The 21,738-nt window shown below is 32.2% G+C and carries 18 protein-coding genes; 9 read left to right on the top strand and 9 right to left on the bottom strand.

What is annotated here, in order from left to right; all coding sequences use genetic code 11:
* Nucleotides 1-3 precede the first annotated feature (3 nt).
* The 8 genes from lpxA to Y10_RS09690 all read left to right on the top strand — a co-directional run bounded on the left by lpxA (nucleotide 4) and on the right by Y10_RS09690 (nucleotide 10,130).
* Nucleotides 4-789 (top strand): acyl-ACP--UDP-N-acetylglucosamine O-acyltransferase, encoded by a 786-nt coding sequence (lpxA, locus tag Y10_RS09725; protein WP_281765189.1) that lies wholly within the window; start codon nucleotides 4-6, stop codon nucleotides 787-789.
* Nucleotides 790-801: 12 nt separating this feature from the next.
* Nucleotides 802-1,368 (top strand): elongation factor P, encoded by a 567-nt coding sequence (gene efp, locus Y10_RS09720; RefSeq protein ID WP_281765188.1) that lies wholly within the window; start codon nucleotides 802-804, stop codon nucleotides 1,366-1,368.
* A 45-nt stretch (nucleotides 1,369-1,413) separates the two neighbouring features.
* Nucleotides 1,414-2,346, top strand: a complete 933-nt coding sequence (locus Y10_RS09715) for a UDP-3-O-(3-hydroxymyristoyl)glucosamine N-acyltransferase (RefSeq protein WP_281765187.1) — start codon at nucleotides 1,414-1,416, stop codon at nucleotides 2,344-2,346.
* Nucleotides 2,347-2,410: 64 nt separating this feature from the next.
* Nucleotides 2,411-3,280 (top strand): succinate--CoA ligase subunit alpha, encoded by an 870-nt coding sequence (gene sucD / locus Y10_RS09710; RefSeq protein ID WP_281765186.1) that lies wholly within the window; start codon nucleotides 2,411-2,413, stop codon nucleotides 3,278-3,280.
* A gap of 101 nt (nucleotides 3,281-3,381) precedes the next feature.
* The gene (locus Y10_RS09705) at nucleotides 3,382-6,375 is read left to right on the top strand and encodes a M16 family metallopeptidase (protein ID WP_281765185.1); all 2,994 of its coding nucleotides are present in this window, start codon (nucleotides 3,382-3,384) and stop codon (nucleotides 6,373-6,375) included.
* Between the two features lie 101 nt (nucleotides 6,376-6,476).
* The gene (gene fabG, locus Y10_RS09700; RefSeq protein ID WP_281765184.1) at nucleotides 6,477-7,223 is read left to right on the top strand and encodes a 3-oxoacyl-[acyl-carrier-protein] reductase; all 747 of its coding nucleotides are present in this window, start codon (nucleotides 6,477-6,479) and stop codon (nucleotides 7,221-7,223) included.
* Between the two features lie 5 nt (nucleotides 7,224-7,228).
* Nucleotides 7,229-9,244 carry a VWA domain-containing protein gene (locus tag Y10_RS09695; RefSeq protein ID WP_281765183.1) on the top strand — a complete coding sequence of 672 codons (2,016 nt, stop codon included), beginning with the start codon at nucleotides 7,229-7,231 and terminating at the stop codon, nucleotides 9,242-9,244.
* 70 nt (nucleotides 9,245-9,314) lie between these two features.
* Complete coding sequence (locus tag Y10_RS09690; RefSeq protein WP_281765182.1) at nucleotides 9,315-10,130, top strand: prohibitin family protein; 816 nt, start codon at nucleotides 9,315-9,317, stop codon at nucleotides 10,128-10,130.
* 109 nt (nucleotides 10,131-10,239) lie between these two features.
* Here the strand turns inward: Y10_RS09690 and Y10_RS09685 are convergent, their stop codons facing one another.
* The 9 genes from Y10_RS09685 to Y10_RS09645 form a co-directional block, all read right to left on the bottom strand.
* Nucleotides 10,240-11,433: a pyridoxal phosphate-dependent aminotransferase gene (locus tag Y10_RS09685; protein ID WP_281765181.1), complete on the bottom strand. Its 1,194-nt coding sequence runs from the start codon at nucleotides 11,431-11,433 to the stop codon at nucleotides 10,240-10,242.
* An 83-nt stretch (nucleotides 11,434-11,516) separates the two neighbouring features.
* Complete coding sequence (locus Y10_RS09680) at nucleotides 11,517-12,806, bottom strand: porin (RefSeq protein ID WP_281765180.1); 1,290 nt, start codon at nucleotides 12,804-12,806, stop codon at nucleotides 11,517-11,519.
* A gap of 115 nt (nucleotides 12,807-12,921) precedes the next feature.
* Nucleotides 12,922-13,896, bottom strand: coding sequence for a Gfo/Idh/MocA family protein (locus tag Y10_RS09675; protein WP_281765179.1), 975 nt, complete (start codon nucleotides 13,894-13,896; stop codon nucleotides 12,922-12,924).
* Nucleotides 13,880-15,613, bottom strand: a complete 1,734-nt coding sequence (locus Y10_RS09670) for a sodium:solute symporter (RefSeq protein ID WP_281765178.1) — start codon at nucleotides 15,611-15,613, stop codon at nucleotides 13,880-13,882. Before Y10_RS09670 ends, Y10_RS09675 begins: the two co-directional genes overlap by 17 nt.
* A 103-nt stretch (nucleotides 15,614-15,716) precedes the next feature.
* Entirely contained in the window at nucleotides 15,717-18,236 is a 2,520-nt protein-coding gene (locus Y10_RS09665; protein ID WP_281765177.1) for a PIG-L family deacetylase, read from the bottom strand.
* A 64-nt stretch (nucleotides 18,237-18,300) separates the two neighbouring features.
* Nucleotides 18,301-18,888: a Maf family nucleotide pyrophosphatase gene (locus Y10_RS09660; protein WP_309297827.1), complete on the bottom strand. Its 588-nt coding sequence runs from the start codon at nucleotides 18,886-18,888 to the stop codon at nucleotides 18,301-18,303.
* A gap of 2 nt (nucleotides 18,889-18,890) precedes the next feature.
* A complete protein-coding gene (locus tag Y10_RS09655) occupies nucleotides 18,891-19,814 on the bottom strand; it encodes a geranylgeranylglycerol-phosphate geranylgeranyltransferase (RefSeq protein WP_281765176.1) in 924 nt (307 codons plus the stop codon).
* Nucleotides 19,815-19,819: 5 nt separating this feature from the next.
* Complete coding sequence (locus Y10_RS09650; RefSeq protein ID WP_281765175.1) at nucleotides 19,820-20,359, bottom strand: KdsC family phosphatase; 540 nt, start codon at nucleotides 20,357-20,359, stop codon at nucleotides 19,820-19,822.
* Nucleotides 20,352-21,110, bottom strand: a complete 759-nt coding sequence (locus Y10_RS09645; protein WP_281765174.1) for a Rossmann-like and DUF2520 domain-containing protein — start codon at nucleotides 21,108-21,110, stop codon at nucleotides 20,352-20,354. Before Y10_RS09645 ends, Y10_RS09650 begins: the two co-directional genes overlap by 8 nt.
* Nucleotides 21,111-21,188: 78 nt before the next feature.
* Between Y10_RS09645 and Y10_RS09640 the strand changes: the two genes are divergently transcribed.
* The gene (locus Y10_RS09640) at nucleotides 21,189-21,587 is read left to right on the top strand and encodes a group III truncated hemoglobin (RefSeq protein WP_281765173.1); all 399 of its coding nucleotides are present in this window, start codon (nucleotides 21,189-21,191) and stop codon (nucleotides 21,585-21,587) included.
* The last annotated feature ends 151 nt before the right edge of the window (nucleotides 21,588-21,738 follow it).

The following is a 21,738-nucleotide window of genomic DNA, read 5'->3' as shown; positions in this document are numbered from 1 at the left end:
AAGATGAATCAACCCCTTGCATATGTACATCCAGGTGCAAAAATTGCTAAAAATGTTGTCATAGAACCATTTGCAACTATCCATAATAATGTTATTATAGGAGAAGGTACATGGATTGGTTCTAATGTAACCATAATGGAAGGTGCCAGAATTGGAAAAAATTGTAGTATTTTTCCTGGTGCTGTAATTTCTGCTCCTCCTCAAGATTTAAAATATCAAGGAGAGGAAACAACTACGGAAATTGGCGATAACACAACTATTAGAGAGTGTGTTACTATAAATAAAGGAACTACAGATAGAATGAAAACGAAAATAGGAGATAATTGCTTAATTATGGCCTATTCTCACGTTGCCCACGACTGTATTGTTGGTAATTCGTGCATATTTTCTAATAATACAACCTTGGCTGGGCATATTACTGTTGGAGATTATGTAGTAATGGCGGGTATGACAGCAGTACACCAGTTTTGTTCTGTAGGTAACCATGCCTTTGTAACAGGAGGTTCTTTGGTAAGAAAAGATGTGCCTCCTTTTGTAAAAGCAGCAAGAGAGCCGCTATCGTATGTAGGTATTAATTCAGTAGGATTGAGACGTCGTGGATTCTCAACTGAAAAAATTAGAGAAATTCAGGATATTTACAGAATTTTATACCAAAGAAATTATAATAATACCCAGGCGGCTGCTATCATTGAAGCCGAAATGGAAGCTACTTCTGAAAGAGATGAAATTTTACAATTCATTAAAGATTCTCAGAGAGGTATAATGAAAGGATATTTTAGTACAAATTAATATATAACTGTAATGGCAAGTACGTCGGATATTAGAAAAGGATTGTGTATTAAATACAATCATGATATATTTAAAATTATTGAGTTTTTACATGTTAAGCCAGGTAAAGGTCCTGCTTTCGTAAGAACAAAATTAAAAAGTGTAACTACTGGTAAAGTAATTGATAATACCTTCTCTGCAGGTCACAAGATAGAGGATGTAAGAGTGGAAACTAGAAGTTACCAATACTTGTATCCTGAAGGTGATATGTTTCACTTTATGAATACAGAGGATTACAACCAAATTCAATTACCTAAAGATAACTTAGATAGTCCTGATTTATTAAAAGAGGGAGAAGTGGTAACTATCATTTTCAATGCTGAAGATAATAGTCCATTATCTGTAGAAATGCCAAGTCATGTAATTTTAGAAATTACACATACAGAACCTGGTGTTAAAGGTAATACTGCTACAAACGCAACAAAACCTGCAACTACAGAAACTGGTGCCGCTGTAAATGTGCCTTTATTTATTAATGAAGGTGATAAAGTTAAAATAGAAACAGAGAAAGGCACTTACGTAGAAAGAATTAAAGAATAACTTTAAGATTAATTCCCGTTACATTAAACGGGAATTTTTTTATATATGAAATTTCCTCAACCACACACATTAAAACAAATAGCAACTATTATAGATGCTACATTTGTAGGCGCAGAAGATTTTCCTGTACACGGAATGAATGAAATTCATGTGGTAGAACCAGGTGATATTGTTTTTGTAGATCATCCTAAATATTATGATAAAGCTTTAAATTCTGCAGCAACTATTATTTTAATTAATAAAGAAGTAGAAGCTCCTGAAGGCAAAGCGCTTTTAATATCAGATGATCCTTTTAGAGATTTTAATAAACTTACCAATTATTTTAAACCTTTTATAAAAGCAGATAATTTAGTAACAACTTCTGCTAAAATTGGTGTTAATACGGTTATTCAACCAGGAGCCTTTGTAGGGAACAATGTGGTTATAGGTGATAATTGTATAATACATGGTAATGTTTCTATTTATGATAATGCCGTTATAGGGAATAATGTGATTATACATTCTGGTACTGTTTTAGGTGCAGATGCTTTTTATTATAAAAAACGACCTGAAGGTTTTGATAAACTAAAATCTGGAGGTAGAGTTGTTATAGAAGATGATGTAGAAATAGGTGCACTATGTACTATTGATAAGGGTGTTACAGGTGATACAACTATTAAGAAAGGTACTAAAATGGACAATCAAGTTCATATAGGGCATGATACTGTTATAGGAGAACGTTGTTTAATTGCAGGGCAAACTGGTATTGCTGGTTGTGTTGTATTAGAAGATGAAGTAACCTTATGGGGGCAAGTAGGTCTGGTTAGTGGTATAACTATAGGTGCAAAAACTGTAGTATTAGCAAAATCAGCCTTAACAAAATCAGTTCCTGGAAATACTACTTATTTTGGAGCTCCTGCAGAAGAAGCACGTAAAAAGTATAAAGAATTAGCAAGTATACGTATGTTACCTTCTATAATTTCAAAAATTAAAGAATAAATAGCTTTAATTTTCATTTTCAAAAACATATTTTTGTATAGCTTAAAACTTAAAAAAATTAACAATGAGTGTTTTAGTCAATAAAGATTCTAAAATAATTGTTCAGGGTTTTACCGGTAGTGAAGGTACTTTCCATGCAGAGCAAATGATTGCATATGGTACTAACGTTGTTGGTGGAGTTACTCCAGGAAAAGGAGGCCAAGAGCATTTAGGAAAACCTGTATTTAACACCGTTCAAGAAGCGGTAGAAAAAGTAGGAGCAGATACTACTATTATTTTTGTTCCGCCTGCATTTGCAGCAGATGCAATTATGGAAGCTGCTGACGCAGGAATTAAAGTAATTATTACAATTACAGAAGGAATTCCTGTAGCGGATATGATTAAAGCATTTGATTACATAAAATCTAAAGACTGTAGATTAATTGGACCTAACTGTCCGGGTGTAATTACTCCAGGTGAAGCTAAGGTTGGTATTATGCCAGGTTTTGTTTTCAAAGAAGGAGAAGTTGGTATTGTATCTAAATCTGGTACATTAACTTATGAAGCAGCAGACCAAGTAGTACGTCAAGGATTAGGTATTACCACAGCAATTGGTATTGGTGGTGACCCAATTATTGGTACAACTACGAAAGAAGCAGTAGAGTTACTTATGAATGATGACGATACAAAATGTATTGTTATGATAGGTGAAATTGGTGGTCAGTTAGAGCCAGAAGCTGCTAAATGGGTGAAAGAAAACGGAACTAAACCAGTTGTTGGTTTTATTGCCGGTGAAACAGCACCTAAAGGTAGAACAATGGGACATGCTGGTGCTATTGTTGGTGGAGCAGAAGATACTGCAGAAGCTAAAAAAGCAATTATGAAAGAATGTGGAATCCACGTTGTAGATTCTCCTGCTGAAATAGGTAAAAAAGTAAAAGAAGTTCTTTCTTAGAAATTTAAGAAAAATCTTATAATAAAATTGAAAGTCATCAGTTATCTTTACTGATGACTTTTTTTATTTTATACATTCATTCAACTAAAAAACAACTTTTTATGAAAAACATTTACAAACTGGTTACCGGTTTATTGATGACAACAGTCTTCTTTGTAAGTTGTAATCAGTCTAAAGAAATTAAAGGAGAATCTTCTGAAATTCTTACAAAAACAGAAAAAGACCCGGCGGGTTATAGTTATGAATATGTAACTAACGACCCTACAGGGTTAAGACTTTATACCTTAGACAACGGTTTAAAGGTTTATTTAAGTAAAAATAATGACGAGCCAAAGATTCAAACCTATATTGCTGTTAGGGCAGGTTCTACTTACGACCCTAAAGAAACAACTGGTTTGGCGCATTACCTAGAACATATGCTTTTTAAAGGTACGCACGAGATTGGAACGCTAGATTGGGAGAAAGAAAAAGAGTATTTAAAGCAAATATCAGATTTGTATGAGCAACATAAGAATGCTACTAATCCTGAGGAGAAATTGGCTATATATCGTAAAATTGATAGTGTTTCTTTAGAAGCATCTAATTATTCTGTTGCAAATGAGTATGATAAAATGACGCAATCTATGGGAGCGTTAGGTACAAATGCTCATACTTCTACAGAAGAAACAGTATATCATAATAAAATACCAGCGAATGAATTAAATAAGTGGTTAGCTTTAGAAAGTGATCGTTTTAGTGAGTTGGTATTAAGGTTATTTCATACTGAGTTAGAAGCGGTTTTTGAAGAGTTTAACAGAGGACAAGATAATGATTATTCTAAAATGTATCATGCCGCATTAGCAGGGTTATTTCCAACACATCCATATGGAACGCAAACTACTATAGGAGAGGGCGAGCATTTAAAGAATCCGTCTATGGTTGCCATACATGAATATTTTAATAAATATTATGTACCTAACAATATGGCAATGGTTTTAGTTGGGGATATTGATTATGACAAAACTATAAAAGCGGTAGACGCAACTTTTGGGAAATTAAAAAAGAAAGAAGTAACACATCCTACATTACCTAAAGAAGAGCCGATTACTAGTCCTATTGTAAAAGAAGTGTATGGACCTACTGCTGAAAATGTAGAAATTGCATTTAGAACGGGTGGGGTAGGTAGCAAAGATGAAAAGTTTGTAACACTTTGCGATATGATTATGGCTAACGGTAATGCTGGTTTAATTGATTTAAATTTAAATCAAAAACAAGCCGTACAGAGAGCAAGTTGTTACCCTAATTTTATGAATGAATATGGATATCATGCATTTACCGCTACTCCAAAAGCAAATCAGACCTTAGAAGAAGCAAAAGATTTATTGTTAGAGCAGATAGAAAAACTAAAAAAAGGTGAATTTGAAGATTGGATGATTGAAGCTGTAGTAAATGATTTGAAATTGAGCCAAACGCGTAGATACGAAAATAGTACAGCTTTAGCAGGTGCTTATTATGATGCATTTATACATCATGAATCTTGGGCAGATAAAGTGAAGTTTTTAGATGATTTAAAGAAAATATCTAAAGAAGAACTAGTAGCTTTTGCTAATGAGTTTTATAAAGATAATTATGTAGTTATATATAAGCGTCAGGGAGAAGATAAAAACATTGTTAAAGTTGAAAATCCTAAAATATCGCAAGTTAAATTAAATAGAGATAAGCAGTCTGTATACATGACCAAGTTTATGGAGCAAGAGCCGCCTGCTTTACAGCCTCAGTATGTAGATTTTGATAAAGCTATTAAGAAAACAACGTTGGATAATGGATTGGAGGTTTCATATATTAATAATGAATTAAACGACTTATTTGAGCTGTATTTCATTTTTGACATGGGAGACGATGCTAATAAAGATTTAAGTACAGCAATCAACTACCTAGAATATGTGGGTACCGATAAATACTCACCAGAAGCCTTAAAAAAAGAGTTTTATAAGTTAGGTGTAAGTTATTATGTAGGTACAGATAATGACCAAACATATTTAGCTTTAACCGGACTCAAAGAAAACCTACCTAAAGGATTAACCTTATTAGAAGAGTTGTGGAGTAATGCAGTAGCAAACCAAGAAACTTATGATAAATACGTAGATAAAATAGCTAAAGGCAGACAGGATAATGTGAGCCAGAAAAGCTTTATTTTATGGAATGGATTAATGAGTTATGGTAAATATGGGGAAAATTCATCTTTAAGAAATATTTATACAGTTTCTGAATTAAAGGAAAAAGATCCGGAAGTTTTAGTTGATCTTGTAAAAGATTTAAAAGATTATAAACAAAGAATTTTTTACTATGGAAAAGATGTAGATGCTGCAGTAAATGCTTTAAATAAAGAGCATACGTTGCCTGAAACTTTAAAAGATTACCCTGTTGCTAAAACATATACCGAACAAGAAACTGGAGGTAATGTGTACTTTGTAGATTATGATATGGTGCAAACAGAAATGTTGTTTTTAGCCAAAAGTGCTCCATTTGATCCTAAAAATATGGCAGCTTCTACCTTATTTAATGCCTATTTTGGTAGTGGTTTGTCATCTATAGTTTTTCAGGAGATAAGAGAGTCTAAGGCATTAGCATATTCTGCCTTTGCTAGTTATTCAAATGCTGCAGAAAAGGATAAGGCTAATTATGTTTACGCTTATATTGGTACGCAAACTAATAAAATGCCTCAAGCAGTGGATGCTATGATGGATCTTATGAAAAATATGCCAGATGCAGAGCAACAGTTTAATGCAGCAAAAGATGCAGCCTTGAAAAAAATAGCAGCACAGAGAATTACCAAAACAGGTATTTTCTGGACGTATGAAAGACTTACCAAAAGAGGTATAGATTATGATAACAGAGAAGAAATGTACAATACTATTAAAAATATGACCTTAGACGATTTACATACATTTTTTGATGATAATATTAAAAAGGAAAATTACAATGTAATGGTGATAGGGAATAAGAAAGAAGTAGACATGAAAGCACTAAGTAAATTAGGGGATGTAAAGGAGTTAGATGTAGATTATCTATTTAATTATGAGAAGCCTAAAGATTTGAAAAATAGTGATTTGTAAAAATAGTTTTAGAAAACCTTACTGAAAAGTGAGGTTTTTTTATTTTCTAGAATATGGATTTGTTATATTTGAAATTAATAATCAATATATTTTAACCGTAAATGAAACTTTTAGAAGGAAAGACGGCAATTATAACTGGTGCTAGTAGAGGTATTGGTAAAGGTATTGCAGAAGTTTTTGCAAAGCATGGTGCAAATATTGCTTTTACATACAGTTCATCTGTAGAGGCAGCAAATGCTCTTGAAACAGAATTAAAAGAGCAAGGTGTAAAGGTAAAAGGATACCAAAGCAATGCAGCTGATTTTGAGCAAGCTCAAAAATTGGCAAGTGATGTAGTAGAAGAGTTTGGTGCCATTGATATTTTAATTAACAACGCGGGTATTACAAAAGATAACCTTTTAATGCGTATATCAGAAGAAGACTTTGATAAAGTAATAGAGGTAAACTTAAAATCTGTTTTTAATATGACCAAAGCGGTACAACGTACAATGCTTAAACAAAGAAAAGGGTCTATTATAAATATGAGTTCTGTTGTTGGAGTTAAAGGTAATGCGGGTCAAACTAACTATGCAGCTTCTAAAGCGGGTATTCTAGGTTTTACTAAATCGGTAGCACTAGAGCTTGGTTCTAGAAATATTCGTTGTAATGCTATAGCACCTGGTTTCATTGAAACGGAAATGACAGCTAAATTAGACGAGAAAACAGTGCAAGGATGGAGAGAAGGTATTCCTTTGAAACGTGGAGGAACTACAGAAGATGTTGCTAATGCATGTTTGTATTTAGCATCTGACCTTAGTGCATATGTTACAGGTCAAACTTTGAACGTAGATGGTGGAATGCTAACTTAATTTAATTGAGTACAGTAACCGTATTATATATTATTTTGGCTTTGGCTGTTTCTGCAGCCATAGCCTTTTTTTATTACAGACAAAAAAGTACTAAAAACTGGTATATTTTTGCCCTTTGCAGGTTTTTGTCTTTATTTATTTTAGCATTTATACTTATAAACCCTAAGGTGAAGCATTTTAAGTATACTGTTGCTAAACCAGTTTTACCAGTTTTAATTGACAATACTACGTCGATTAGTAAAATTGCAGATTCTAGTGAAATTAATAATCAAATTACTCAATTGTTAAACTCTCAAGAGTTACAAGAAAAATTTGATGTAAGGCCATATACTTTTGGTACTTCATTAGAAACGGGGTCTGTTGGTTCATTTAAAGAAAAAGCAACAGATATTTCTAATGCATTAACTACTATAGATGGTATTTATGGTAATACAATAGCTCCTGTAGTTATGTTTACTGATGGTAACCAAACTTATGGTACCGATTATGCTTACGCGGCCAGTAAACTAAACCAACCAGTGTATACCGTTGTGTTAGGTGATACTACACAATATGAAGATGTTCGTATTTCAAAAATTAATGTAAATAACTATAGTTATTATAAGAATGAATTTCCTGTAGAGGTATTTGTTAATTATAAAGGTACACAGAAGAGAAATACTTCTTTTAAAATTACTAGTGGAAATAATACTATTTATCAAGAAAATATTGCATTTAGCCCTGAAAACTCTTCTAAGAAAATAACCACTTACATTAAAGCAAATCAATTAGGAGTTATAAAATACAACGCTTCAGTATCGGCTATTTTAGATGAGAAAAATACTGATAATAACAGTACTCAATTTGCTGTAGAAGTATTAGATGAGCAATCTAAAATAGCAATAGTTTCAGATTTTATACACCCAGATTTAGGAGCTTTAAAGAAAAGTATAGAGTCTAATGAACAAAGAGAGGTTACCATAGGTAAACCTGCAGATTTTGTAAACAGCCTAAATGATTATCAATTAATAATATTGTATCAACCTTCCAATTCTTTTCAAGAATTATTTCAGCAAATAAGTAATCTTTCTAAAAATACATTTGTTGTTACGGGAAGTAGAACAGATTGGGATTTTTTAAACAATGCACAGTCAGACTTTTATAAAAGATCAACTTCCATAGAAGATGTGCAACCTGTTTTAAATAGCGGATTCAGTACTTTTATCACAAACGATGTTCCTTTTAATCAATTACCACCTTTAAAAAGTTATTTAGGTAATGTAACTATTAATGGAGATTATGATGTGTTATTACAACAAAAGGTTAGAAACATAACTTTAGAAGATCCATTACTTATTACTTTAGAAAATAATAAAAGAAGAGTAGGAGTGTTGTTTGGTGAAGATAGCTGGAGATGGAGAGCTAAAACCTACTTAGAAACGGATAATTTTGAAGAATATGATCAGCTAATTAGTAAATTAGTTTTTTACCTAGCTTCTAATAAGAAAAAGGAACGATTACAAGTAGAAGCCAAAAACTTTTATTACGGCAATGTTTTAATTGATGCGGCTTATTTTAATAAGAACTATGAGTTAGACGCTAATGTTGAGTTAGATATAATAATAAAAAATAAAGAAACAGGTTTTTCAGAAACGTTTAATATGCAATTTAAAAATGCATATTTTGAATTTGAAAATAATAGTTTAGCCCCTGGTAGTTATAGTTACACTGTAACTGTTAAAAATGAAAATATTAGTAATTCTGGTTCGTTTACATTAATTCCTTATTCTGTGGAAGATCAGTTTTATAATGCTGATTATAAAGGTTTAAAAGATTTGTCTGAAGCTACTAATGGTCAGGTCTTTTTATTAAATGAGCAAAAGCTACTTTTAAATGAATTGGTAAGTAACGAATCTTACAAGCCTATTGAAACTTCAAAGGAAACAATATCTTCCATTATTAGCTGGAAATGGCTATTATTTATATTAGCAGCAGTATTGGCAGTAGAATGGTTTTTAAGAAAATATTTTGGAATGGTTTAATAGAGTTTTCTTTTTAACAACTGAAATTTTCTTTGTAAATTAAGCAATAACCTTATTAAATAAATAATCTATGAATACAATATCAAAACGTTATATCGTATTAGGAGTTGTAGCTATATTTCTTATTATATTTTTAAGCAAATCTACTGTAACTATAGGCTCTGGAGAGCGTGGAGTGTTATATAAAACATTTGGAGGAGGAGTGGTTACTGACCAGCCTGCGTTAGGAGAAGGGTTTCATTTGGTAGCTCCTTGGAATAAAGTGTATATCTATGAAATAAGACAACAAGAATTGTCTGAAGAGATGAATGTTCTGTCATCTAATGGATTAGAAATTGATTTAGACGCAACCATTTGGTTTACACCTGAAATTGCTAAATTAGGATTATTACATCAGCAAAAAGGAGAAAATTATATAGATAGAATTATTAAACCTGCTTTACGTTCTGCTACTAGAAGTGTTATTGGTAGATATACACCAGAACAGCTGTATTCAAGTAAAAGAGATATTATTCAACAAGAAATTTTTGAAGCAACAAAGGAAATATTGGATAACCAATATGTAGTGCTTAAAAATGCTTTGGTTAGAGATATAACATTGCCACCAACTATTAAGGATGCTATAGAAAGAAAACTACGTCAAGAGCAAGAAGCTTTGGAGTATGAGTTTAGATTGTCTAAAGCACAAAAGGAGGCAGAACGTCAAAAAATAGAAGCAGAAGGTAAAGCTAGAGCTAATGATATTTTGAATGCTTCACTAACTGATAAAATTTTAAAAGAAAAAGGGATACAAGCTACAATAGAGTTATCAAAATCTTCTAATAGTAAGGTAATTGTAATTGGAAGTGGAAAAGATGGTTTACCAATTATTTTGGGAGATAAGTAATTCTGTTTATATGATTCTTTTTCTTCTCTGATTAATTTCAGAAAATCGAATTATGATGATTGACTATAAAAGAGGGAGGTAATTTTATTAGAATTACCTCCCTCTTTATTTATACAAATATTTTATCCATTGCATCATAGAAGATTTTCATTTCTGCTGTCTTACCAATGGTAACTCTACACCAATTTTTGTCCCAAAATTTAAAAGTTCGTACCATCACACCATGTTCATATAGTTTAGACATCATTTCTTTACCATCCATAGGGATTTCAAAAATAATAAAGTTGGTATTAGATGGTAAATAGTTTAATTTTTTCTTTTTTAGATAGCTTTCTGTAATTTCTCTGTCTCTTACAATGTTAGTTCTGCACATTTCTAAATGTTCCTCATCATATAAGCTAGCATCTACAGCAGTAATGGTAGGCACACTAGTACCAAACCCAGGTATGGTATAACTATTTAGTTTACTAATAAGATCTTTAGAGGCTACTATGTAACCACATCGTAACCCAGCCATGCCGTGAATTTTAGAAAAAGTTCTTGCTACAATAACATTATATCCTCCTTCTTTAACTAACGATATCATGCTGTCTTCTAATCCGTTTTTAGAAAATTCTAAATAAGCTTCATCTACAAAAACAGGTACTTTTTTAGAGATTCTCTTACAAAAGTCTACTAAATCTTTTTTGTTGGTAACAGTACCGGTAGGGTTGTTAGGATTGGCTATATAAACTAATTTGGTATGTTCATCAATAGCCTTTTCCATAGCTTTTAAGTCGTGGTCATAATCTTTGGTTAGCTTTATAGCTTTCCAGTCGGCATGAAGTGCTTGAGCAACATCTACCACTGACATATATGCAGGGTTAGCTGTAATAACATTTGCTTCTCCGCCTTCTTTAAAGAAAAACATAGCAGTTCTTTCCAGTAAATCTGTAGAACCTGGTCCCATCATTATTTGGTCGGCTCCAACACCTTCTTTTTTGGCTATTTTCTTTTTTAATTCATTTAATTGCATCCATCCATATCTGTTACCAGCTGCAATTGATGTTTGCATAGCCTCCACTGCTTTTGGTGAAAAACCATAAGGGTTTTCATTCCAAGCTAAAATAGCAGGAGGAGTTTCAGTTATGGGAAAAGGAGGTGTGAATTCATTAAAAGGTTGTGTTTCAGGATACAGAAACTTTTTGTTCTCTATTTGTGATAAGGAAACTCTATTTGCCCAACTATCAAAGGGGCTTAGGGTTAAAGCACCTAATCCTAGAGCACTTCTTTTTATCCATTTTCTTCTACTTAATGAATCCATAAACTAGTATAATTTAACATGAATGCTAAAAATAACCTAGTTTTACTTTTTCACCAATAAATAATATTTAAAAATAAGGGGACTTAATTAATAACTATTTGATATTGTAAGGCAAACATTCCTTTTCTATCAGTTTCTTTAATTTCTCCTAGGGTATTTTCATTAAAAATAGGTCTAGATTGGTAACCAAGTGTTAGTTTGTTAGTATGTCCTTTAAAATACCAGTTGACACCTAAATCTACCACGGTAGCCGCATCGTCTAAAGCATCAAAATAAGATTGCTGTATAGCTATATTAGGTTGTAATTGACCATTGAACTTCTTTTTTCCTAACAAATCTTTTGGTAATAAATAGCCAAATTGAAAGAATACAATATCTCCGGTGCCCATCATAGGGAAAGCAGTACCCGAGCCATTAAATGAGGTTCCACCTGAAGTGTATCCATTCGCTCCGACGTTTCGTATATAGTCTAATCCGAAATCTGTATTAAAATAACCCAAATAGCAGGTTAGGGCAGTAGCTTTATCTGTATTTAATGGGGTGTCATAAAATATTTCAACAGCCCAATTTTTAAAATCGTAATAGACTTCTTCATTGTTAACCAATCTACTCGTCATTTCTGGTTCAAACAAATAACCAGCTCCTAAGTTTAAGATTTTCTTTTTACCTAAGTAAGTGCCAGCACCTCCGCTATAAGCAGTTTTGTTACTCTCATTATCTAAAAACTCATACTTTACATAGGCAGATGAACGTAGTTTTGGGCTATTAAGAGCGTAGCCTGTAACACCTTCTTGTGCTGCCACGCCATAAGGCGTAGGTTTTTTTAATGACAATATATAATCAAATTTTCCAATTTGCCCTTTACTCCAAATACCAAAACCTCTACCTACATCATCGTTCATGTTTACACTTAATAACGAGAATAAAGGTGCGTCTAATGCCATTAGAGAGGCACTACTACGTACAAGGTTTCTACTTAACCCATCCCAAGCATGTTTACCTATACCTAAGCTAAATTCTTCTGCAAATTCATACTCTACATTTAAATCGAGTACACCCATTTTCCAATCTTTTTCTGATCGGCTATTAATGTTATTTCCTCCCATTAAACTGTAGAAATACAGTTTTGGAGTTATTTGTGATTGGATGGCAATTCTTAGTCTTCTTATAGAAAAGTCAACATCGTTATTTACTAATTCATTGTTGATGGTGGTTCCTGGATTCATATCCATATATCTTGCCCAGAACATGGTTCTAACACTACCTTTTATATAAGTTGTACCATCTTCATCAAGATTTAATTTTAAGGCGTTAGATTGCCCTAAACTAACTTCAGCTATAAATACTGCTATAATGAATAGAATTTTTCTCATAATCTGCATTAAAATTATGGGATAAAATTACTTTAAAGACTAGTTAGAGACTAATTTTTACAAGTGTTTTTCGCTGACTTTTGTCAGCAAAAAAAGAATCAGAATTTTTGCTTATTTAATATTCAAGACCTATAAGTTCTCTTACTTTATCTAATAGACCAATGATTTTTAAGCTCTTATCAAAATTCATAAGCGGACTTTCTTTCGCTCCATTTAAAAGTAATTCTGTAAAGTGTGCAGTTTCATAATTATAACCGATTGTGGTGTAATTGAAATCTTTAATTTCAACGGTTCCGTTGGCATCTATAAGTTTTACTTTTGAAGGCTCATGAAACTTTCTTAAAATATGAACAGTACCTTTTTCGTATTCAATAATAGCTTCGGTAGGTGTTTCTTCTATTAAAGAGCTTTCTAAAAATGCTTTTACGTTGTTAGCATAACTAAATTCCATAGAACAGGTAGCATCTGCTCCGTTATCAAAAAAAGTAGCACTAGCTTTAATGCCGTCAGGTAGGCCTAAAAGTGTTAATGCCGCAAAAATAGGGTAGATACCAATATCTAATAAACTTCCTCCTCCTAGTGATTTATTAAAAACACGGTCATCATTGCTAAACTCTCTGAAGAAACCAAAGTCTGCTTTCATAGACTTTATCTTACCAAAAGTTTTCTTTTGGGTAAAATCCATTACAAATTGATAATGCGGTAGAAAATGAGTCCATAATGCTTCCATTAATAAAACATCCTTTTCTCTTGCTAAGGCAATCATTTCCTGTACTTGATTAGAGTTCATGGCAAATGGTTTCTCACATAAAACTGCAATCCCTTTTTCTAGGCACATTTTAGTATGCTCAAAATGATAAGCATGAGGAGATGCTATGTATATAGCATCTATATTTTCATCGTTAATTAATGCTTCGTAAGAACCATAACTATTTTCAAAATTGAATTCTTTTGAAAAACGCTCAGCACTTTCCTTGGTTCTAGAACCCACTGCATACATAACTGTATTAGGAACAACTTTTAAATCTGTAGCAAATTTTCTGGCAATTTTTCCGGTACCAAGTATAGCCCAATTAATTTTTGATGACATCTTTCTGTTTTTTAGGAAGTATTAATTGTAAAATAGCAGCAATGGTAACAACAAGCAAGCAACCATAGAAATTAAGCATCAGATAGCTTATTTTTTCTTGGCCATCAGGATGAATATAAATAGCAAAATAGAATATAACAATTACGATAACCTGTGTAAGTAGTGCTCCTATAAAAGTAGCATTACCTTTAATAAATTTTAAAAAGAAGGCTATTAAAAATATACCTAGTACATTACCATAAAATATAGAGCCTATTATGTTTACCAGTTGAATTAGATTTTCGAATAGGGAACCAAAATTTGCAAAAATGATAGCCACAATACCCCATAGTAGCGTAAAGCCTTTAGATGCTTTTAAATAATGAGCTTCAGTTTTGTCTTTTTTCTGGTTTCTTTTGTAAATATCAATGGTAGTAATAGTTCCCAAGGCATTTAGTTCTGAAGCTGTAGATGACATGGCCGCAGACAAAATCATAGCTAATAATAAGCCTATAACGCCCGTTGGGAGATTATTTAAAATAAAATGTATAAATACATAGTCTTTGTCATTAGTTTCTAAAGAACTGTCTACTTTACTAATAATTTCCTTTGCTTTTTTTCTGCGCTCTTGTTCTTCTTTGTTTAGCTCTATGATTTTATTTTTAGCTGCCATAGTGGCCTCATATTCTTTAATATCTAATGCAGCACTAAATTGATCTTGAGCAATTTTTTTAACCACTTCAGAAAGTCTGTGATCTACTTCTAGTTTAAGATATTCATTTTTATATTCAGATTCTAAAACAGCCTTTTGAGCAGCAGGATTAAAGTTTAAAGGGGAGTGGTTATATTGATAGAAAACAAAAACCATAACACCAACCAATAAAATGAAAAACTGCATAGGTATTTTTAAGAACGCATTAAAAATTAATCCTAACTGGCTTTCTCTAACAGATTTACCAGATAAGTAGCGTTGTACTTGACTTTGATCTGTACCAAAATAAGACAACATCAAGAAAAATCCGCCTGTGATACCACTCCAAAATGTGTATCTATTATCAGAATCTAAAGAAAAATCAAGAATGTTTAACTTGTTATTTGCTCCAGCAATTTTTAGGGCCTTACTAAAAGTAATATCACTTGGTAAGTAATAGAGAATAATGAAAAAAGCAGCAAACATACCTAGCATAATAATGAACATTTGTTGCTTTTGCGTAACACTTACGGCCTTAGTACCACCAGAAACCGTGTAAATAATAACTAGGGACCCAATAATAAGATTCAGCGTTTTTAAATCCCAATCTAAAACCGCTGATAATATAATAGATGGTGCGTAGATGGTAATACCCGCAGCCAAGCCTCGTTGTATTAAAAACAGAATAGCAGCTAAGCTTCTGGTTTTTAAGTCGAAACGAGTTTCAAGAAACTCGTACGCAGTATATACTTTAAGTTTATGGTAAATAGGAATAAAAACCATACAGATAACTATGGTTGCTAGTGGGAGTCCAAAATAGAATTGAACAAAGCCCATACCGTCATGAAAAGCTTGCCCCGGTGTAGATAAAAAGGTAATAGCACTGGCTTGTGTAGCCATTACAGATAAACCAATGGTATACCACTTAGCTTCGTTATTACCTAGTATATAATCTTTAACATCTTGACTACCTCGGGTTTTTAAATACCCAAAAATAACTATAAAAGCTAATGTTCCTGTTAATACAATCCAATCTATCAGCTCCATAACTAACTATTACTTTTCATTATTACATAAAAAATAATGAAGTAAATAATATTAGCTATTATTACTGCTAGATATATATTATTCCATTTGAACTTTTCGAACATTATCCCTTAATATTATTAGCTTTTACATTACTTTTTCCTACTGAAATTAAATTAGAGAATAGCTTAAAAGCACCAGGTACACCTGCAGGTAATTCTCTAAAAAAGCTTAAACCGGTATAAATATAATATCCTTTACCGTACTTAGCTACTAAAAGACTTCCTTTTTTATCGGTTTCTCCTTTATCATGCATAGATAATACAGGAGTAAATTCCTTTGCCCATTTGTCAGGGAAATACAAACCACGTTCTTGTGTCCATCCTTCAAAATCTTTTTGAGTTATTTTATTTGGGAAGTTTAGAACAGGATTATCAGGATCGAGAATAGTAACTTCAGCATTTTCATCGGTTACACGATCTCTAGATAAACTAATTTCGTAAGGAGCCAAGTGGTCTGTTATTAAACCTCTATTGGTATTATACTGAGCTATAACTGTACCTCCTTGAGAAACATAATCTTCAAGAATAGCTTGTTTGTATTGTAAAGTATTCACAACATTATAAGCCCTAATACCTATAACAACTGCATCAAATTGTTGCAACCCTTTTGCGGTAATAGTATCAGGATTCACTACAGAAACAAAATAACCTATCTCATTTAGGCTTTCAGGTATTTTGTCTCCTGCACCAGCAATGTATCCAATATGGTTTCCTTCTTTTTCTATATTAAGTCGGGCAACTCTTGTTTTAGAGGGCATTAGTACGTATTGCTTTGGTATATGATCGTAATCAATCACTTTTAATGCCATGTCAAATATTTCATTTCCAAGTTGTACTATTGGTGTAATGGTACCTACACTTTCTTTACTTGGTGGTGTTACTTTAAAAGTTAACGTTTTAATATCGTTTCTGTTGGCTATGCTAACAGGGGTAGAAGATGGACTAACTTTCCATCCGTCAGGTACTTGTAAGCTAACATTTCCATTTATATTATTTTCGTCGGCTTTCACTACAACTTGTACATTTTTAGTAGCTTCATCGGAAAAGATGATTACATCTTTATCTATACTGGCAGTAACTTTAGGTAGGATGTAGAAAGGTTGATAATTTTCGCCTTTATCTGGCGTTACATCTTTAAAAAGTAGTGGTTTGGTAATGCTTATAGATTTTCCGTTAATTGAAATTTCTATTTGAGTAATTATTGGATTAGGAGTTTCTGGTAAGCCTCTTAAATTTCTATCGGTTACTTTATACATTCCTAAAGTACCTTCATCCATTAACCAATAAGGAGAATTATAAGATAAAGATTCTGGTAAGCTAGCTTTTATGGTATAGTTAGTAGAAGTATTAAAAGAAATTTTCTCACTATAACCTTTTTTTTCAAATATTCCATTAGAAGTGATTGCTTTTAACTGAATATCTTGTTGGGTTCTGTTGGTAAGCTCTATGTTTATGGAAACTTGTTCTCCTCTTGTAGCATATGGAGTATTGCTGGTTACATTAACGTATAATCCGCTACAAGCAATAATGATATCCTTGATTTCCTTTAGCTTATAATTACGCCAGTAAGGGTCTTCAAGTGCTTCAATTAGTGAGTATGCTTTTAGTAAATCATCTAAATGATTTTCAGGATGCTTAAAATCGAAATTTTCTTCAACTTTATTTAAAATTTTGCCAATTTCTTTACCACCTTTAACTCTAGTCCAAGTAGTATTTATTCCTTCAAACAAATTATTTTCAGAAGGCATGCTACCTTCTATCAATTCTAAGTATTCTAATCTTTCTCCTCTAGTACCAGAGGTTCCGAAACCTTGACATTTATGCTGACTTCTACTTAAAGCAGCAATTTCTCCATTACTTATTCCCATTTCAGGGTAATATACTCCAGCATCAATGGTTAGTAATTTAGATTTATCGGCTTTATCAAATTTTTCTTGACTACCATAAAACCACCAAGAGGTGTTAAAAAACATTCTTTTAGGTTGCCATGTGTCCACTACGTCAAGTTGATCTGGGTATACGTTTTTATCAGCTACTTTGTTGAAGGCCTCAAAACTTAGCATAGCAGATGTAGTATGATGTCCATGTGTGGTTCCAGGAGTTCTATGGTCAAACCTGTTTATAATTACATCAGGTCTAAATTTTCTCATTACCCAAATAACATCACTTAAAACCTCTTCTTTATTCCAAAAATCCAAAGTTTCATCTGGGTGTTTACTAAAACCAAAATCATTTGCTCTAGAAAAAAATTGTTCACCGCCATCAATTCTTCTTGCCGCTAGTAATTCCTGAGTCCTTAATACCCCCAGAGATTCTCTTAATTCAGTGCCAATTAAATTTTGACCACCATCACCGCGTGTTAAAGATAAATACCCAGTTCTTGCATTTATCGAATTTGAGAAATAAGATATAAGTGTAGTATTCTCGTCATCTGGGTGTGCGGCAACATACAAAACTGTTCCTAAGAAGTTCAATTTCTGAACTTTATTATAAATATCTGAAGAAGTATCATGTTTGGGTGTTTGGCTGTATGATGATATAAAAAGTATACACGTGCAAAACACTGCAAAAAATTTATGCATAAGATAGGGTTTTAGTCCTTCAAATATATCAAAAATTATACCTAACCTTTATTAAATTCAGTTTTTAGATAAATTTTTGAAGCATTTGATAAAATTGTGCTGTTGGTAGTCCAACTACGTTATTGTAAGATCCTTCAATGCTGGTAATTCCAATATGGCCTATCCATTCTTGGATTCCATATGCACCTGCTTTATCAAAGGGTTTAAAGTTTGTAATGTAGTATAATATTTCTTCTTTGGTAAGTATTCTAAAAGTAACTTTGGTGGTTACACTTTCTACTATTTGTTGCTGCTTAGTAGATAAACAAACTGAGCTAATCACTTTATGGGAGGTGCCAGAAAGAGATGAAATCATTTCGAAGGCATCTTTTTCATTAGCAGGTTTCCCTAGTGCAACCTCATTTAACCACACAATAGTGTCTGATGTTATAAGCAATTCATTTTTTGCTAAATCTTCTAAAAGGGGAGCAGCTTTTAGTTTTGCTAAATAATTGGTTATTTCTGATGCTTTTAAAGTTTCTGGATAAACTTCTTCCACGTTTGCGGTTCTAACACTGTAAGGAACCCCTAAATCTGTTAGAAATTGCTTTCTTCGAGGCGAATTAGAAGCTAATACTAAGTTGTATTTAGAAATTACTTTGTCTAAAATCATAATTATTTGGTGAGTACAAATTGGTGAATAATTATTACCAGACAAATGCCAGTAACCATAGTACCTTTAAGTACATTTTTAAGGATTTTGAAATCAGTTTTCTTGGTGGCCATCGAAGCTTTAATAGCTATAAAAAATAGGGGTAGTAACACTGCAAATAATAAATAGCCTATAACTATTTCATTAGAGAAAAAATAGGTGTAGCCTAATCCAAAAAGTAGCGCAATTAATAAAAAAGTAAGAATAGCGATTAACATGCCTGTTCTTTTAACTCCAATTTCAATAGGGATAGTTTTTCTACCTGTATTATAGTCGCCATCTATATCTTCAACATCTTTTACTATTTCTCTTAAAAAATTGAGGTAAAAAGCAAAACCACTGTAAACAAGTAGCCTCGTAAAAACATGCTTGTTTAAATGCTCATAAGCATCATTTACACCATATATTGGTAAAATCTCAAAAAGACCTATTATAAGAATGCTAACAGCAGTTAGTATTGCTATTGATATATTTGCAACTACTACATAATTCTTAAGATTGGTAGCATACATGTACAATAAACCGGAACTAAAAACAAACACCATAGCATAGTTAGGTTTGTCAACAGCATACGAAAGGTAAAACCCTATAATAATACCTATGCTATTCAATGCTAAATAAATAGAATTGGCTGTTTTTTCTGAAATTTCTCTTCCAACAAGTACTTTTGTGGGTTTGTTATTAGTATCGGTATTGACATCTTGAATATCGTTAATTACATAACCTGCTGCGGCAATGCACACGGTTGAAAATACCAATAAAAAAAACTGGAAATCTGTTAAGGCAGTAGTGTTATAGTAATAATCTATTAAAAAATATTTGAATAAATACTGGGTTAATGCTAGTATTAATAAGTTTACAATTCTTATGAGTTTAAAATACTTCATATAGATTAGTTTTCTTTAAAAAGCTCGTTGTCAAAGTCTTTTGTCCATTTCCCTTGTACCTTCATTACTTGCTCAATGACGTCTCTTACGCAGCCCTTTCCACCTTTTACATCAGAAATGTAGTTGGCTATTTCCTTAACTTCTGGAGCAGCATCTTGTGGGCAGGTAGGTAATCCAACCATTTTCATAGGAGGTATATCAGGTATATCGTCACCCATATATAACACATTTTCAGCGTTGATATTATATACGTCTAAAAATTCATCAAGGGTGTCTGCTTTCTGAAAAGACCCCATATAAATATCGGTAACGCCTAAGTTTCTTAATCTAACTCTTACACCTTCATTATTACCTGCAGTTATAATACAAATAGTGTAACCGTTTAAAATAGCAGCTTTAATTGCATAGCCATCTTTAACGTTCATAGTTCTTAAAATTTCACCTTCCGTGGTTACTAAAACAGAGCCGTCTGTAAGTACGCCGTCAACGTCAAAAACAAAAGTATTTATATGGTTTAAATATTCTTTATAGCTTTTCTCACTCATAAGTTTCTCGTATTGATTTGGTCAAAATTTGATAAATATTTTGAAAATTAGGATAATTTTCAAGTTGGTTTAAATGACTGTTTATAGTACCTATGTCATTTCGTTTTGCAGGTCCTGTTTGTGAATCAAATGTGTTGATATGTTTTATTTTATCAACAGTCTCTTCAATTAAAGGTTTAAGTATGCTAAATGATATATTTTTATCTTTACCTAGTTGTTCGCCTACATAAAAAAGGTGATTTACAAAGTTATTTACAAATACAGCTGATAGATGTAAAGACCTCCTTTGAGATGAATCTATTTTATATACTTGATTGCTTATAGAAGTAGCAATAGATTCTAAAATATTGTAGTCATTTTGAAATTCAGCTTCCAGGCAGATAGGAATATCTTTAAAATTAACCGCTTTAGATTTAGAAAACGTTTGTAAAGGATAAAACACGCCTTTTCTATTAGCCGGGGGTAAATCATCCATAGTAACGCTGCCTGTTGTATGTACTACCAATTTATCTTTTAAAGGTAAACTTTTGGCAACTTCTATTACGGCATCGTCAGATACGGATATGATATATACGTCGGAGTCTTTAATTAACTCTAAGTTGTTGATTTTGTCTACTTCAATCTCATCAAAATGAGATGTGAGTTTATTTCTAGAATATATTTGTTGTAAAACTATATCCGGACTTTTGAATAGCGCTTTACATAAATGTAAAGCTACATTTCCTCCACCAATAACAGTTACTGTAGTCATATTGCAAAAATACAATTATTAATAAATTATTGGCATTATCAAAAGTAAACACTACATATAATTATTTATCTTTACCATATGGAAAAACGGGAAATTAAAAATAGGGAAGATGTAGCCCTATTAGTTAACTTATTTTACGATTCAGTAAGAAAGGATTCTTTTTTATCGCCATATTTTTCAGGTATGATAGCTAATTGGGAAACTCATTTGGCTCATTTAACTGATTTTTGGTGTGGGCAATTGTTTTTTGATAGTGGTTATGAAGGTAACCCAATGAAGAAGCATAGAAAAGTGGATGGTTTTTTTAACCATAATATGAATGAGAATCATTTTAAAGCTTGGTTAGAGTTATGGGTAAGTACTTTAGATGATAATTTTACAGGAGAAAATGTAACCATTTTAAAGAATAAAGCTCAGCGTATGGCGAGTGCTATACATTTGGATATGTACAGTCATAGAGAGAAACCTAATAAATAGTACTAAGCTAATTTTAAGATAATTTAGTTAGATAAACTATAAAAACATACTATTTTTGCACATTGAAATTATAAACTGAATTTATAGTTTTTAAACCAAAACGCTTTAATAAAAGTTAATTAATTACAATGTCAAACCCACTTTCCAAAGT

The organism is Neptunitalea lumnitzerae, assembly GCF_027924185.1.
Taxonomy (GTDB): domain Bacteria; phylum Bacteroidota; class Bacteroidia; order Flavobacteriales; family Flavobacteriaceae; genus Neptunitalea; species Neptunitalea lumnitzerae.
The sequence above is the reverse complement of the archived record's forward strand: the minus strand, read 5'-3'. Positions and strand labels throughout refer to the sequence as shown.

What these genes read in the sequence shown, in the direction of transcription:
- lpxA (WP_281765189.1), top strand. Translation starts at nt 4, where the DNA reads ATGAATCAACCCCTTGCATATGTACATCCAGGTGCAAAAATTGCTAAA.
- efp (WP_281765188.1), top strand. Translation starts at nt 802, where the DNA reads ATGGCAAGTACGTCGGATATTAGAAAAGGATTGTGTATTAAATACAAT.
- Y10_RS09715 (WP_281765187.1), top strand. Translation starts at nt 1,414, where the DNA reads ATGAAATTTCCTCAACCACACACATTAAAACAAATAGCAACTATTATA.
- sucD (WP_281765186.1), top strand. Translation starts at nt 2,411, where the DNA reads ATGAGTGTTTTAGTCAATAAAGATTCTAAAATAATTGTTCAGGGTTTT.
- Y10_RS09705 (WP_281765185.1), top strand. Translation starts at nt 3,382, where the DNA reads ATGAAAAACATTTACAAACTGGTTACCGGTTTATTGATGACAACAGTC.
- fabG (WP_281765184.1), top strand. Translation starts at nt 6,477, where the DNA reads ATGAAACTTTTAGAAGGAAAGACGGCAATTATAACTGGTGCTAGTAGA.
- Y10_RS09690 (WP_281765182.1), top strand. Translation starts at nt 9,315, where the DNA reads ATGAATACAATATCAAAACGTTATATCGTATTAGGAGTTGTAGCTATA.
- Y10_RS09685 (WP_281765181.1), bottom strand. Translation starts at nt 11,433, where the DNA reads ATGGATTCATTAAGTAGAAGAAAATGGATAAAAAGAAGTGCTCTAGGA.
- Y10_RS09680 (WP_281765180.1), bottom strand. Translation starts at nt 12,806, where the DNA reads ATGAGAAAAATTCTATTCATTATAGCAGTATTTATAGCTGAAGTTAGT.
- Y10_RS09675 (WP_281765179.1), bottom strand. Translation starts at nt 13,896, where the DNA reads ATGTCATCAAAAATTAATTGGGCTATACTTGGTACCGGAAAAATTGCC.
- Y10_RS09670 (WP_281765178.1), bottom strand. Translation starts at nt 15,613, where the DNA reads ATGGAGCTGATAGATTGGATTGTATTAACAGGAACATTAGCTTTTATA.
- Y10_RS09665 (WP_281765177.1), bottom strand. Translation starts at nt 18,236, where the DNA reads ATGCATAAATTTTTTGCAGTGTTTTGCACGTGTATACTTTTTATATCA.
- Y10_RS09660 (WP_309297827.1), bottom strand. Translation starts at nt 18,888, where the DNA reads ATGATTTTAGACAAAGTAATTTCTAAATACAACTTAGTATTAGCTTCT.
- Y10_RS09655 (WP_281765176.1), bottom strand. Translation starts at nt 19,814, where the DNA reads ATGAAGTATTTTAAACTCATAAGAATTGTAAACTTATTAATACTAGCA.
- Y10_RS09650 (WP_281765175.1), bottom strand. Translation starts at nt 20,359, where the DNA reads ATGAGTGAGAAAAGCTATAAAGAATATTTAAACCATATAAATACTTTT.
- Y10_RS09645 (WP_281765174.1), bottom strand. Translation starts at nt 21,110, where the DNA reads ATGACTACAGTAACTGTTATTGGTGGAGGAAATGTAGCTTTACATTTA.
- Y10_RS09640 (WP_281765173.1), top strand. Translation starts at nt 21,189, where the DNA reads ATGGAAAAACGGGAAATTAAAAATAGGGAAGATGTAGCCCTATTAGTT.